12 protein-coding genes are annotated in these 15,014 nt (G+C 48.7%); 11 read left to right on the top strand and 1 reads right to left on the bottom strand.

Annotated features, from left to right (window positions below; translation table 11 throughout):
* Positions 1 to 3: 3 nt before the first annotated feature.
* From AACU55_RS03615 to AACU55_RS03630, 4 genes are read left to right on the top strand one after another with little or no spacing between them, the layout of a single operon-like run.
* Positions 4 to 582 (top strand): fimbrial protein, encoded by a 579-nt coding sequence (locus tag AACU55_RS03615; protein WP_134706666.1) that lies wholly within the window; start codon positions 4 to 6, stop codon positions 580 to 582.
* Positions 583 to 613: 31 nt separating this feature from the next.
* On the top strand, positions 614 to 1,198 hold the full coding sequence (locus tag AACU55_RS03620) for a fimbrial protein (RefSeq protein ID WP_037036655.1): 585 nt from the start codon (positions 614 to 616) through the stop codon (positions 1,196 to 1,198).
* A 29-nt stretch (positions 1,199 to 1,227) separates the two neighbouring features.
* On the top strand, positions 1,228 to 1,830 hold the full coding sequence (locus tag AACU55_RS03625) for a fimbrial-like protein (RefSeq protein WP_134706667.1): 603 nt from the start codon (positions 1,228 to 1,230) through the stop codon (positions 1,828 to 1,830).
* On the top strand, positions 1,823 to 2,947 hold the full coding sequence (locus AACU55_RS03630; protein WP_134706668.1) for a fimbrial protein: 1,125 nt from the start codon (positions 1,823 to 1,825) through the stop codon (positions 2,945 to 2,947). The genes AACU55_RS03625 and AACU55_RS03630 overlap by 8 nt, the downstream gene beginning before the upstream one ends.
* A 71-nt stretch (positions 2,948 to 3,018) precedes the next feature.
* On the opposite strand, the gene speA is transcribed toward AACU55_RS03630, so the two are convergent.
* A complete protein-coding gene (gene speA, locus AACU55_RS03635; RefSeq protein WP_013576814.1) occupies positions 3,019 to 5,001 on the bottom strand; it encodes a biosynthetic arginine decarboxylase in 1,983 nt (660 codons plus the stop codon).
* A gap of 880 nt (positions 5,002 to 5,881) precedes the next feature.
* Here speA and metK point away from each other — a divergent pair.
* From metK to AACU55_RS03670, 7 genes are all read left to right on the top strand, one after another.
* On the top strand, positions 5,882 to 7,033 hold the full coding sequence (gene metK, locus AACU55_RS03640; RefSeq protein ID WP_134706669.1) for a methionine adenosyltransferase: 1,152 nt from the start codon (positions 5,882 to 5,884) through the stop codon (positions 7,031 to 7,033).
* Between the two features lie 623 nt (positions 7,034 to 7,656).
* Positions 7,657 to 8,292, top strand: coding sequence for a fimbria/pilus periplasmic chaperone (locus AACU55_RS03645; RefSeq protein ID WP_231576096.1), 636 nt, complete (start codon positions 7,657 to 7,659; stop codon positions 8,290 to 8,292).
* Positions 8,293 to 8,372: 80 nt separating this feature from the next.
* Positions 8,373 to 8,876 (top strand): fimbrial protein, encoded by a 504-nt coding sequence (locus tag AACU55_RS03650; RefSeq protein ID WP_013576817.1) that lies wholly within the window; start codon positions 8,373 to 8,375, stop codon positions 8,874 to 8,876.
* Between the two features lie 88 nt (positions 8,877 to 8,964).
* On the top strand, positions 8,965 to 11,658 hold the full coding sequence (locus tag AACU55_RS03655) for a TcfC E-set like domain-containing protein (RefSeq protein WP_134706670.1): 2,694 nt from the start codon (positions 8,965 to 8,967) through the stop codon (positions 11,656 to 11,658).
* A complete protein-coding gene (locus tag AACU55_RS03660; RefSeq protein WP_134706671.1) occupies positions 11,655 to 12,779 on the top strand; it encodes a CfaE/CblD family pilus tip adhesin in 1,125 nt (374 codons plus the stop codon). Before AACU55_RS03655 ends, AACU55_RS03660 begins: the two co-directional genes overlap by 4 nt.
* A 12-nt stretch (positions 12,780 to 12,791) precedes the next feature.
* Positions 12,792 to 13,946 (top strand): CfaE/CblD family pilus tip adhesin, encoded by a 1,155-nt coding sequence (locus AACU55_RS03665; protein WP_134706672.1) that lies wholly within the window; start codon positions 12,792 to 12,794, stop codon positions 13,944 to 13,946.
* Between the two features lie 21 nt (positions 13,947 to 13,967).
* On the top strand, positions 13,968 to 14,711 hold the full coding sequence (locus tag AACU55_RS03670) for a fimbria/pilus periplasmic chaperone (protein WP_037033266.1): 744 nt from the start codon (positions 13,968 to 13,970) through the stop codon (positions 14,709 to 14,711).
* Positions 14,712 to 15,014 lie beyond the last annotated feature (303 nt).

A 15,014-nucleotide genomic window follows, 5' to 3' on the forward strand; every position in this document is an offset into this window, starting at 1 on the left:
AGAATGAGAAAGGGATACAGAATATCATTCTCGATATTTTCAGCTTTATTTATCAATATAAACATGACACCGACTTTCGCACAAAATGTTAACGTTACTTTTAGCGCTAATATTATTGAAACGACGTGTGAAATGAGACTGGAAGGCGGTTCAGGAAATGGCATTAACAATACCATTCCTGTTGGTTCGGGTGGAAAGGTAGGGTTAGATAAAATTATTGCCGGTGATACTGCTGCTACGGCAACCTTCAAAATAAAAATTGTGGAATGCCCGGCGGGAGTCACATCGATTAAAACCACCATAAAGGGCACGCAGTCAAATTATGCTGACACATTGATTACTAATGGAATTTCAGGTGAAGGGGCATCCTCATTTTTGGGCATTTCTATTGCACGGGCTTCGGCTTCAAACCAGCCTTTTGTGATTAACTCCACCAATGACAGCCAGCGGCTCAACTGGAGCAGCGCAGAAATCAATGCAAAAGAGGTCACCCTGATTTCACGCCTGCAAGAAACGCAATCAAATAAAGGAACAACGGGGAATTTCAGCGCCGTTGCCACCTTTAACTTTAACTATGAATAAAATAGAAAAAATCAGGTTATGAAAGATCTGCATGGAGAAGAATAACGTGAAACCCAATCAAATTTTACTGCTTACAGCAGCATTCATCATGACGTGTTCAGCACATGCCGTTGAGCTCACGCCGACTGAAAATTTAACCGCTACTTTTACTTCTACTATTGAAGCAGGGACTTGTGCTGCCCAGATTCAAGACTCATCAGGGACACCGACATCCGCCATTAACTTTAATGATGTCTATAAATCAGAACTGAAACAGAAAAGTAAAATTCAGCCTTTTAAACTGGTTTTCAGCGATTGCTCCGGCGTTAAATCCGCCGAGATCACCGCCAACCCAACAGCAGGAGCCTGCTCCGGTACCGGAGCCAGTGGTGATTCATTTGCCAACAATGGCGGCACTGCAGCGGCGACTGCGGTTGAACTCTGGCGGAATGCACCTGACAGCGGCACTCAGTTCAGTTGTGTCGACAGAGCCACACCGCAAACGGTCACACTCACCACTGCGGGCACAACCCTGAATATGAATGCCCGAATGGTGATTGCAGCAGGCAGTACACTATCAAATGTTACCCCAGGGAACTTTATTGCACCGATCACGTTTGTGATTATCTATCAATAAATCGCCGAGCAAAGACTAATGGAAGGAATATGATAAATCACCCGGTGAATATGAATAATACATTATTACGTTTGTTAACGGTATTAGCCGTGGGGTTTCCTTTCGTCACCAGTGCAGAAAGTGATCTCAACCTGAATATACAAGCTAATATTCTCGAGACGACCTGCCACTTAACCGTAAAAAATGGCGGCGCCATTCATTTACCTACCGTCAGCGTCAATTATTTTGATGATCGCGGTTCCCCGCCTGCGCCAATATTACCCACTGATCAGCTGGGCGGTTATCCGTTCACTGTTAGCCTGAGCGAATGCACGGATGTGATAGAGAATGTTCATTTCAGTTTTGCCCCGCAATCAGGAAATTTCGCACCTGGCTCTAAACAGGTATTTATCAGCGAAACAGACGGTGCAGCAGATGGCGCCGATAACGTGGGCCTGGTGATATTTTCCCAGAAATACAACACCAATGTGCTGGAGGCAGACGGTTCTTCCGATGTGAATTTCCCGATAAACGCCGCAACACCCGTTGCTGAAATAACGGACTATCACTTCTACACACGTTATCAGAATACAGGCGCTGTCTCAGCAGGCCGGGTTACATCAAAAGTATTAGTGAGTGTTAGCTATGAATAATCATTTACCTTTTAATACAGTGTATATACGGTCGTCTCGTTTCATCCGCACATTCATTTTTACCGTTTTATTAGTACTAACGGGGGATTTAACCGTTAAACCGGCTGAGGCGGCAGAAGAATGTTATTTCAGGGACGCTCCCTACACCGCCACACTAAGCTTTTCCGGCCCTGTGGTTTCCCTGTTACCGCACGTTTCCAGGACGCAAATGATTACGGACTTAAATCAAAAAGCAACCACAACTAGGAATGCGCGTACCGATTGTCGCGCGGGCGATTCTGGTGAGATTTTATATGGGATCGCCGGCGCCATTCCTCAGGTTGACGATTACGCGGGGGCTTCCCCCAGTGCGGGGTTATATGCCACCAATATCCCGGGGATCCTTTATTCAGTTCAAATCAGAGGCACCGGGGCCAGTTACAGAATTCAAGCTTTTATGCCTTATTTTTACCTTGAAAATGAAAGCACGGCACAGTATACCTCCAATATGGAAAGCTCAATGGATGGGGGTCAGTGGTATGATTACTATATTGTGCTTTTTCAGACCCCCCAGTTCACCGGTATACCCGCAGGCGTAACCTCCATTCGACCGGCTTCGGCGGGTTATATTGGTGGATTCAGGGTGGGTAAGGAGGACTCTGACAACCATCATATTAGTCTGAATATGAGTACTTTCTCCTTCCCCGTGCAAACCCCAACCTGTACTGCGCTGGTCAGCAGTGCGGGCGGCGGTACTATCCCGCTGGGGGATTACAGTGCAGCAAAAGTCAATTCAGGGGCTACCAGCGTGATGAAATTCAGCCTGAATGCTTCCGGCTGTACGAATGTGAACATGTTTAAGACCCGGGTGACGACGAATATTGTCGCGCCGGGGAACAATATGTTGTTGGGTAATTCGGTGACGTCAAGTGCGGCAACCGGGGTAGGTGTGAAAATCACCACGGGTTCTGGCAGTCAGTTAAAACCTAACGACACCAATTCCGTTTACTCAGTGACTGATTTGAATATGCCCTCATCTAAACAATTACAATTCAACGCGCAACTGGTCGGCGATTCCAGGAATATTTCGGTAGGACGCTTCTCTGCCACCGGTACTTTTGTTGTCAATTATGAATAGTAAAAAAATGGCGAAGGGGGACCCCTTCGCCATTTTATTGGGACGGTAATACGACGTATTATTTCAACGAATTATTCATCTTCTTCCAGATACGTATAACCGTATAATCCGGATTCAAACTCTTCAACAAACTGCGCCTGCAATTCCGCATCCAGATCAGTTTCTTTTACCTGATCGCGGAAACGGGCCAGCAACACATTCGGATCCAGCTGCACGTATTCCAGCATATCCGCCACGGTATCGCCTTCGTCGGACTGCTGCACTTCAATGCTGCCGTCAGGGAAGACAAAGACATCTACCGCTGCGGTATCGCCGAACAGGTTATGCATGTTGCCGAGAATTTCCTGATACGCACCGACCATAAAGAAGCCCAGCACCGGCGGATTCTCAGGGTCGTACGGCGGCATCGGCATGGTTGTGGCTACGCCGTCACCGTCGATGTAGTGATCAATAGTGCCGTCGGAATCACAGGTGATGTCCAGCAGCACAGCACGACCTACCGGTGGCTTATCCAGACCTTCCAGCGGCAGCACCGGGAACAACTGATCAATACCCCACGCATCCGGCATCGACTGGAACAGCGAGAAGTTGACGTACAGTTTGTCCGCCATACGTTCCTGCAATTCGTCAATGATCGGGCGGTGTGCACGGTTGCTCGGATCCAGCTGATCCTGAATTTTGTTGCAGATATTCAGGTAGATATCTTCCGCCCAGGCGCGCTGCGTCAGATCCAGAATACCGTGTGCGTATTGCGAATGGACATCATGCAAATCCATCTGGCTGTCGTGCAGCCATTCACGCAATGAGCGGCGGTTTTCCGGATCGTGCATTTCGTTCCAGGTATCCCACATGCTGCCCAGCGCGCGCGGTGCATCATCTTCAGGCGCAACCGGCTCTTTGAACTCGTTACGTTCAACACCAATCACATTGGAGACCAGCACGGTATGGTGCGCGGTCACGGCGCGGCCAGACTCGGTGATCACCGTCGGGTGTGGCAGGCCATGTTCGTTACAGGCATCGCCGATACCCCAGATGACGTTGTTAGCGTATTCATTCAGGCCATAGTTCACCGAGCAGTCAGACTGCGAACGGGTGCCTTCGTAATCCACGCCCAAACCACCACCCACGTCGAAGCACTGAATGTTGACGCCCAGCTTGTGCAGTTCAACGTAGAAACGCGCAGACTCACGTACACCGGTCGAGATATCACGGATATTCGCCAGCTGTGAACCCAGATGGAAATGCAGCAGTTGCAGGCTTTCCAGACGCCCTGCTTCACGCAGCATTTCGACCAGTTGCAGAACCTGAGAGGCCGCCAGACCGAATTTGGATTTCTCGCCGCCGCTGGACTGCCATTTACCGGAGCCCTGCGAGGAAAGACGTGCACGCACACCCAGACGTGGGATCACGTTCAGACGTTCGGCTTCTTCCAGCACCAGTTTAATCTCCGTCATCTTCTCGATAACCAGATACACCTTATGACCGAGCTTCTCACCGATCAGCGCCAGACGAATATATTCGCGGTCTTTGTAGCCGTTACACACGATCACGGAACGGGTCATCCCGGCGTGCGCCAGAACGGCCATCAGTTCAGCTTTCGAGCCAGCTTCCAGACCCAGCGGTTCACCGGATTCCACCAGCGATTCGATCACGCGGCGGTGCTGGTTAACCTTAATCGGATAAACCAGGAAGTAGTCACCCTCATAACCGAACGATTCACGCGCACGTTTGAACGCCGCGTTAATCGAACGCAGACGGTGCTGCAAAATTTGTGGGAAACAGAACAGTGCCGGCAGACGCTGACCGTCCTGCTCACGCATGTCTTTCACCAGTTGTGCCAGATCAACACGGGCAGAAGGCTCGTCAGGATCCGGGCAGACACTGATGTGGCCCAGTTCGTTGACGTCAAAATAGTTGTTACCCCAATAGGCAACGTTGTAAGTGCGCAGCATCTTGCTGGCATCACGATCGTTCACGGCAACCTCCTGCATGGAGCGCAAAGAAACAGTATCGCCCGCGTGTGACGGACGGTGGGACTGGATGTCATCAGACATAGGTAAATCCTCTTTCTATACTGACAACATGGCCAGCCACTATCGCAGTAACAACAGGTGAGAACAACCCGCAAGGCTGGCTTTCAGACAGGATAAAACCCTGCGAGCCACAGCCACGGGACTGTTTTCCACTCATATCATTGTAAAACACGTTTTTAGACTCCGTGTAACGAGTCGGGAGAAATCAGGAGCAAATGCCCCGGGAGATTGCAGGCTACATCAGTTATATGTCGGGAATGCGATGTTCACGCAGACCTGAGCTTACTGAGTAGCGTACCGATGTCGGTGACTGACCTGTCTGTAATCAGGCTGTCTGAAACATCGCAGAGATGACAGACGCTTTTCTGAATGAAGGTCTGAAAGAAGTGCTGCAGAACGCAATAAAGGCTGCAGGGGATGCTGTTGAAATGTTACAAACGGTAAAAAGTGGGTCATTAAACTAACCACCTCCACACGTGCCACGCATCACCCGCGGGCATTCGAGCTGAGAAAACAGTAATTACTGGAATACGCTGCTTCTGCAGGGCCTGCAGAAATGTGCATAGCGCGCGCCGTTTATACCGATAACACGCTGTAAATGCAAAATGAAAATGCAGTACAAATAGTTTCAGACCGTGAATATCACTGCAAACCCGCACAATAACACCCACTCCGTCACAAAAATGACTGGCATTCAGAACGCCTGCTATCCTAAAATAGCCATCCAGATGTTAATCCGTCCACACGCTTGGGTGGTTTAACGCGCAAACTGCTTCAAGGCTTTGCCTAATGGGGACATGCAGGACGCATTGCGACAATGGCGAGCTCTGCTCCTCATCTGCCAGTCTCCCCAGTGCTATGCAGTGATATCTAACCCGTCGTATGTAAGGTAAAGAACATAATGGCTAAACATCTCTTCACGTCCGAATCCGTTTCGGAAGGACATCCAGATAAAATCGCTGACCAGATTTCCGACGCGGTACTGGACGCAATTTTAGAGCAAGACCCAAAAGCACGTGTTGCATGTGAAACTTATGTCAAAACCGGCATGGTCCTGGTTGGCGGTGAAATCACCACCAGCGCATGGGTCGACGTTGAAGAAATCACACGTCAGACTGTTCGTGAAATTGGTTATATCCATTCCGACATGGGTTTCGATGCCAATTCCTGCGCAGTACTGAGCGCTATCGGTAAGCAATCTCCGGATATCAATCAGGGCGTTGACCGTAGTGATCCGCTGGAACAAGGCGCGGGCGACCAGGGTCTGATGTTTGGTTATGCGACCAACGAAACCAGCGTACTGATGCCAGCACCTATTACTTATGCTCACCGTCTGGTGCAGCGTCAGGCTGAAGTGCGCAAGTCAGGCACCCTGTCATGGCTGCGTCCGGATGCGAAAAGCCAGGTCACTTTCCAGTATGACGAAGGCAAAATCGTCGGTATCGATGCCGTGGTATTGTCTACTCAGCACTCTGAAGACATCTCGCTGAAAGATTTGCAGGAAGCGGTGATGGAAGAAATCATCAAACCTGTCCTGCCAGCAGAATGGCTGAACGCCGGTACCAAATACCACATTAACCCGACTGGCCGTTTCGTGATCGGTGGCCCGATGGGTGACTGCGGTCTGACCGGTCGTAAAATCATCGTGGATACCTACGGCGGCATGGCCCGTCACGGTGGCGGTGCGTTCTCTGGTAAAGATCCGTCTAAAGTTGACCGCTCAGCGGCCTACGCGGCACGTTATGTGGCGAAAAACATCGTGGCTGCCGGTCTGGCAGATCGTTGCGAAATCCAGGTGTCTTACGCTATCGGCGTGGCAGAACCGACTTCCATCATGGTGGAAACCTTCGGTACCGGTAAAGTCTCCAACGAACAGCTGACCCTGCTGGTGCGCGAGTTCTTCGACCTGCGTCCGTACGGTTTGATCCAGATGATGGATCTGTTGCACCCTATCTATAAAGAAACCGCAGCCTACGGTCACTTTGGTCGCGAACATTTCCCTTGGGAAAAAACCGACAGAGCCGCTCAGTTGCGCGAAGCCGCGGGTTTATAAGAAACCCACGCGACATAAAACCTCTCAAACCCCGCCGCAAGCGGGGTTTTTTATTTCTCTGGTTTCCCTTTATTTTCTTTTTCCTTTCTTTTTCATCATTCTAATACCTAAACAGCTTACAACAACAGATAAACACAGTTGTTTTATCTGAATGATTTTTAAGGTTATTTTCTTAGATGCATTCTTATTTATTTTACTTAATACATTATGTAGATATGCGTAATATTTAAATTACCCCCTGTCTTTTTTTTAACATTGACGATAACTAACATAAAATACTGATTAAAAGCCCTTCATAATCAGTATGGTGAGCGTTTTTTCAAATGTTATATTTGTGTTGTCGAACATTTATACTTAAACAAATAACACAAATAGCTAATTTGCGTGCCATTGACCTGAACATTCATTGAATCTATTATTCACCCCATCGAAAGCGTTCAGACTAATATTTACTCAAAGGGAATTAACGAAATCTTCTTCAGGATAGCGACTTATTAAACATTGAGAAAATGACAATGCCATCAAATAAATTAAAATCATTAATAATGATTTTAGCGGCCTCCCCATTACTTTTATCAGCATCATCATTTGCAGGAATAAGCGTCTACCCTATTTCGGTTCCTATGCAGAAAAGCGGTGGCGCACAAATTAGCGTAACAACAAACTCCGCTACCACGGAATATGTAAAAACGACAGTAAAGAAAATAAATAACCCGGCAACGCCGCAGGAAAATGAAACAACAATAACTCAGTCATCTGGCAACGGTATTGTTGTGACACCGGAGAAATTCGGACTGGCACCCGGCACCACCCGAATTATACGTCTGATTAATATTCAGCAACCGCAAACAGAAGAAGCGTACCGCGTTTACTTTGAAGGTGTTCCGGGGCTGAATAATAACGGCGGGAAAAGTGACCAGAAGAATCAGACCAAACTCGGCATCAGCATGATCTGGGGCGTACTGGTTACCGTCCCGCCTGCCGCACCGCGGCTGGACTTCACGCTGAACCTGGAGAGTCGTGAGGTAAGCAACACCGGCAATATTCATCTTAAAATTAACAGTATCGGTTTATGTCCTCAGCAACTCACTGATGACGGATGTAAATGGAGTAAACCGATAAAAAATAGCATTTACCCTAATCAGCACGCAACGTTATCTCCGGCATTATTTAAAGGAAATAATTACCACGTGGTGAAAGTGAAATACTTCAACTGGACAGATAAAACCGTTGGCGTAAAAGAATTCAGCGCAAAATAGATCTCATTATTTTGCATAAAGAATAACTCTTGTTATAAACCCCGCATATCAATATGCATCTTCTAAATTAGGAATTAAAAATGAAATCAATTATCAAACCACTGCTGGTCACTGCAATCATGGGCTTCGCTATTAACGCTTCTGCTGTACAGAAAGATATTACTGTGACTGCAAACGTTGACGCCACTCTGGATATGACCACTGACACTGGCGAAGTATTACCTTCTACGATGGAAATGACTTATATGCCTGGCGTAGGTCTGGAACCTGTTACACAGATGACCAAGATCTATTCTAACGATGCTGAAAAAGATGTGAACATCAACCTGGCAGGTACCCCGCAATTAATGGATACCGTGGGTACCAACCCAAATATCCCACTGACTGTTAAATACGGCGAACTGACCCTGACTCAGGCTCAGCAGACCATGGCTGCAACTACCCTGTTCCCGAACGGCGATACCACTAACGGTTCCATCATTCAGCCTCTGAAAGTCAGCCAGACCACTCAGGCACCTGTTGCTTCCGGTAACTACAGCGGCGTTGTCAGCGTGGTACTGACTCAGGCAACTGAAACGCCATAAGCGTTCATTCCACCTGAATCACTCCTCATCGGCCTGTTAATCAGGCCGATTCTTTTCACCTCCCAGATTTTTGAATAAAGGAAAAACAATGAAACCTAACTTGAAAGTGTCGCTCTGCTTTCTGGCGATTCATTTTGCTTTATTCAGCAATCTTGCTTTAGCTGTCTCTGACGTTCCTCCGGGTTTCGAAGAGCTGGTCTCAGGTCAGAACGTCTGGCTGAACGTCAATCTGCTCGGCCAGTCTGCCGGCTTATTTGAAGCCAGCGTCACACTGGAAACCATACAGTTTAAAGACCCGCAGGCGGTACTTACCGCACTGAATCTGCCGCTGAAAACAGGCACGCCGGATTACCAGAAAATGCTGGCGACCTTGTCTGCACCGCTTCCCCGCCATGGCAACCTGGCCTGTGGCAGCAATGCCGATGCCCGGGGCTGTGGTTATCTGGAAACCGACTCGCTGGCGTTGATTTACGATGAAAACAACAGCGCCGCCGACGTCTTTGTCAGCAAAGCACTCGTGCCTGATGCTGATAAAAAAGCCCTTTATTACACCCCGACCGCGCAGACTGAAAATGCCTTAATTCATCAGCAAACCCTGAACGTGGCAGCGCAGGATCAATACCAGAGTCTGTCACTACAAGGCTCCGGCGCACTGGGCGTGCTGACCAGCGGCTATGTGGGTTTCGACTGGTCGCTTGATTCTTACAAAAGTGACGACAGTGACAGCCAGACAGTATCTGTCGATGATCTCTATTTCCGCCAGAGCTTAGGTAAGCGTCACTACGTGCAGGCCGGACGCATGGACTCACGCGACCTTTCCAGCAACCTGGGCGGTAATATCAGTTTCTCGCTGTTACCGCTGAATGCGATCGATGGCGTCCGTGCCGGGAGTTCCCTGAGCTACCTGAATCTTGATGAAGCCAGCAAAGGTTCACCGCTGGTGGTACTGCTTTCCAACAAATCCCGCGTCGATGCTTATCGCGGCAATCAGTTGCTCGGCACGTTTTATCTCAATAACGGTTCAAATACGCTGGATACCGGCAACTTCCCGAGCGGCAGTTATGCCGTCACCCTGCGAATTTATGAGAATAACCAGCTCGTGCGCACCGAAACCCAGCCGTTTACCAAAACGGGCGGGATCAGCGACGGGCATATGCAATGGTTTGTACAGGCCGGTGAAACGGCAGATAACAAAGTTGTCAGCTCAACAGATGACGAAGAAAATGACAGCACATCACGCAAACCGGTGATGCAAGCCGGTGCGCGTCTGCCGGTGTTTGCCGAGCTGACAGCGACGGCAGGTATTGCCAATACCGATAATGAAAATTATGGCGAAGCGGGCCTGCAATGGACACACGGTTTTAACGGCAAAGTGATCGACGGCGTGCTGGATATGCAGACCAGCGTGTTTAGCGGCACCGACGGTTCCAAAGGTAACGTTGAGCAAATCAGCTACAACGACGGTTTTTCCATGAGCGTCTATCGCAATGCCGCATACGGTAAAAGCTGCACCAGTGCCGATGTCGGGGAAAATGATTATGCGGATATTGGCTGCTACGAATCCGTTAACGCCACACTTTCCGTGCCGGTTAAGGGCTGGTCTGCCTCTCTGGGCTACACTTACAATAAAAATACCAGTCTCTCACCGGACTCTGCGACGTACGATCCTTCAAAACCTTTTGAAGACAACATGATCAACAATACCGAATCACAGAGCACATCCAAAACCTTGCAACTGAGCCTGAATAAAAGCTTCAACTGGAAACAGATGACGATCACCACGCGTTTTGGTGGCTACCGTCGTCAGAGCAGCAGTGACAGCGATAGTGACAAAGGTGTCTACGTCGGCTTCTCCCTGTCACGTAATACGCCAAAAGATGCGCAGCTTCGCAGCAGTAACACTTCATTCAGCACCGATTATCAGGGCAGCCAGAACGGCGATGCGCAGATGACGTATAACGCCAGTCAGAACTGGGACTGGGGCAGCAATAACGACCGCGAACTGGGTATTGATGTGGGCGGCACAGATACCGACAACGCTAACGCCTCGGTTCATGGCCGTCTCAATGGCCAGTATGGCGAAGGCGAACTGACCGTTTCCGACAGCTATGACAATGAGCAAAAAAACCATCAGGGCGCAGTGACCGGCAGCTACAGTTCTTCCGTTGCGGTATCTAAATCCGGCTTCTTCTGGGGGCCAGGCGGTACAGGCTCACCGGGTGCTGCGGTAGCCGTGAAGGTGAAAGGCAGTAATGAAGAAGAGGCAGATGCCGCAGATGACGCACTGATCGACGTTTCAGTTCAGGGCGGCGGCGCGGCCCACATGAAGCAGAACAGCAAAGCGTTATTCCCGGTGACCGGTTTTGAAGAAGGTAAGGTGTCCGTTGATGAAAGCCGTGATGTCAGTTCAGGTAGCCAGGCCAGCATTACACAGGGCGCAGGCAGCCAAAAATTGTTCCTCCTGCCGGGGAAAATGAAAGTACGCGAAGTGACGATGGAATCGCATTATACCTATGTCGGACAACTGGTTACCGCCACGGGTGCCCCCCTCAATGGCGGCAACATGCTCAATGCCAATGCTTTCAGCAGTTCGGAAGATGGCGGCTTTACCGCAGAAATGACGTCATTAGCAAAAACGCTATATGTCAAAAACGGTGAGCAAAATTACCAGTGCGCAGTCACCGTGCAATCAAGCCGCGATGTCGTGCGTTATGTCGGTAAAACATTGTGTAAACCGGTTCAGCCCGCGGATTTGCCCGCTGCAATTCGAGAAAGAAAATGAAACATAAACAACTTCTGACTGCTTTATTTATTTTACTGAGCACCCTGTTAGTCACGTTGTCCGATGCGCAGGCTGACACGGTTGCTCCGTTGGATCACAGCATCAATACAGAACTGAACATCGCGAAGGGTACCGCATCAACGGTAAATATATGGTCGAGAGAAAGCGGCGGATACGACTCGACTAATTCCAGTCGCTGGGGCCTTAACTATTGGGCCTGCACGTCAAGCACCAGCGATGAAAATGGTAAATGCCCAACGGGTAAAGGCGGATATGCCGCCTATCTGCCGGTTTATCTTAAATTTACGGAAAAGCGCAGTGGCGCAACGCAGACTCTCGAATTGCAGGGAATACGCGAAGCCTACTGGTATAACGGAAATTGCGCGATGTATGGCGATCCTAAGCCCATGAATCAAAGCGCACAAAACTCCTGCAGCGGTGATTCAACAGATGGTGTTAACTTAACCCTGAAAATCCCTGCCACCGAACTCAATAAGTTACCGGTTGGCGGCATCTGGACTGCTCAGCTAAAAATCCTTCTGCATAACAGCAGCGGAACAGAGGTTTATCACTGGGATTCCAACATCACAGTCAATCTCACCGATACCAACAACCAGCAAATCTATTTACCCGAATTTGGCGAAGCCGCACCGCGTGTTGACCTTAACCTGCGTCCATTGCCCGGCACTAAAGGTAATCAAATGCAAATGAACGGCTCGGCTACTATAGATATGTGTTTGTACGATGGGTATGGCTCGAACAGCAGCAGTTTCACCATAAAATTTGACGATCAGCAGCAGGGGACAACCCAGCGCAATAACGGATACTTCTCTATTTATTCTGATCACGGCGACACTAATTTGGATTCAGGACGCATTGATTATTATGTGCGAATGCAGGCACCCGACGGCAAATACGTCAGCGTAATACGCGGTGATGATCTGGTGATTTCTGATATTCAGACCGCTCATATCCGGCCTGTACATCTGCCCGGGATCCCACAGGCAGTATTGTGTGTTCCTGCGCCACTGGAACTCAGCACCAAGACAATGGATATCAACAGTAAACAAGCCGGGAATTATACCGGACATCTGATTGTGAATTTTACACCGCAGCTTTAGGCGATTCTTAAAATGGATAGAAAAGAAACGTACTTTCTCGTCATTCTGTTAATCCTGTTTAGCGCCCTGACAATAACGTCAGCGAAGGCCGAAAGAGTTGAACCTGCGGGTCGGGATACGCCCGTTACTGCTACGTTTGATCGTTCCTCCCCCCCCTCAGAAATCGATATCTGGGTGCAGCAAAGCGGGGGATATGATACGGATAAAGATTCGTTATGGGGCCGAAACACCTGGATTTGTTTATCCAGCTCCAACCCCGTTAATGGTCAATGCAGTACCAATGTCACCGGGGTGGTCAGTGGCAAAACTTCCATTCCCATTCTGTTAACCGAGCAGCGGTCTCATACAACGGCCATTATTAATCTCACCGCTTTTCACTATTTGACGTCCGATATCGGGACATCTTGCTGGCCTGCGGGCAATCTCTGGGGTCCCTATCTGGTCAATGCCGGCATGGAAGTCACCTGTTCAGATGGAAATAAAACCGATAATTCATTACTCAACGTCAATATTTCTGCCAATGAACTGAAGAAACTCCCTGTCGGAGGCATCTGGAAAGCTGAGTTAAAAATGAGCTTAATGCAGTGGGATCCGCGTATTAAACTCGCAGATTGGAACGCCCATATCACCCTCAACGTCACCGACAATAACAACCAGCAAATCTATTTACCCGAATTTGGCGAAGCCGCACCACTGGTGAATCTCAATATGCGTCCGTTGCCCGGCGCAGGCACCCAAAAAATGTCTTTTACTGGCAGAGCAAATATTGATGTCTGCTTATATGATGGTTACAACGCCAACAGTAGTACCTTTATGCTCACCCTTAACGATGACTTCACCGGACAGAGTGACCGTTCAGGACTCAATTTTTCCATCGTCCGCCAGGGGGGGAATGTGAATGAAAAAAGAGATCGCATTGATTACACGATTAATATTCTCAACCCTGATACGAATACCATGCAAACCGTGAGCCGTGCCCGTCAGATAAATTTCACAAAGATACAACAGGCACATATCCGACAGGTACATTTACCGGGCATCCCGGAACCGGTCATTTGTGTGCCTGCGCCGCTTGAGCTCAGTACCGATTATATAGAAGTGAGCAGTAAAAATGCCGGATATTACCGTGGCACACTTCAGCTTAATTTCACCCCGTCTCTTTACTAACTTCACCCGAAGGCGACATATATGCCACGAAGAAATTTTTCCGTCTCAGCCATGCAAGTGCTCCCGTTACTGATGCTGGCGATGCCTGCCCTGTGCTTAGCCAATATCACCGTTTCACCGATGAAAGTAACGCTTAACGAACAACATGCTGCTGCACTGGTCATCAGTTCTAAAAGCGAAACTACCCAGTATATTCAGGGAAAAATCACCGAGGTTCATAACCCCGGCACACCACAGGAAAGTGAAACGCCTGCACCACAGGGCGCACAAAACAGTCTGGTGGTCTCGCCGCTAAAATTTGGTTTGCCCGCCGGTAACAGCCAGCCGGTGAGGATCGTCGGCCTCGGTGAAAGCAACGAAGAAAAAATCTACCGCGTGCATTTTCAGTCAATGACTCCGGAAGAATTCAAAAACCCTGCCAGCAACAAAAATTTCACCAGCGAACTGAACCTGACCATTGTCTGGGGTGTAGTCGTCATGGTGCCGCCAGCAAAACCGGTCACCAGACTGGGTTGGGATCCATCCACTCAGCAAATTACCAATACCGGCAATATCCATCTGCTGGTACAGCGTATTGGCCTGTGCGACAGCGATAAAAAGGAAGCACGGTGCCAGTGGAAAGAGCTGAAGAAAAACGTCTATCCGGGCAAGCCATACACCCCATCGTTACCATTTTCGGCTTCAGCATCGTCTGAAAAAGTCCGAATTGAGTATTTCAACGATTACACTCAAAAGCAGGAAGCGGGAAGTTTTACGGCCAGATGATGGCTAAAATGAAAACGGTTACAGAAAATAACTTGTTATAAATTAATAATTTATTTGTATATGTAAAAGTTTGAAACACTGTATTGATTGATATAAATCAATTTATGAGCTATTACTCTCCGGCACATCTCCTTCCTGTTACGCTATCCGTTTGAAACCCTTCAGAAACAAGATACCCAGCCACACCTATTAGTGTAAACGATTACAACACTGTGACCGGGTTCACGTTAAGCTGTGTGCAGGGTTAATAACATAACAGCCTAAGCATTATTACAAACTCAAAACGATTGCATTATTTTGGAG

The organism is Rahnella sp. CJA17(1/100) (assembly GCF_963881615.1).
Taxonomy (GTDB): Bacteria; Pseudomonadota; Gammaproteobacteria; order Enterobacterales; family Enterobacteriaceae; genus Rahnella; species Rahnella aceris.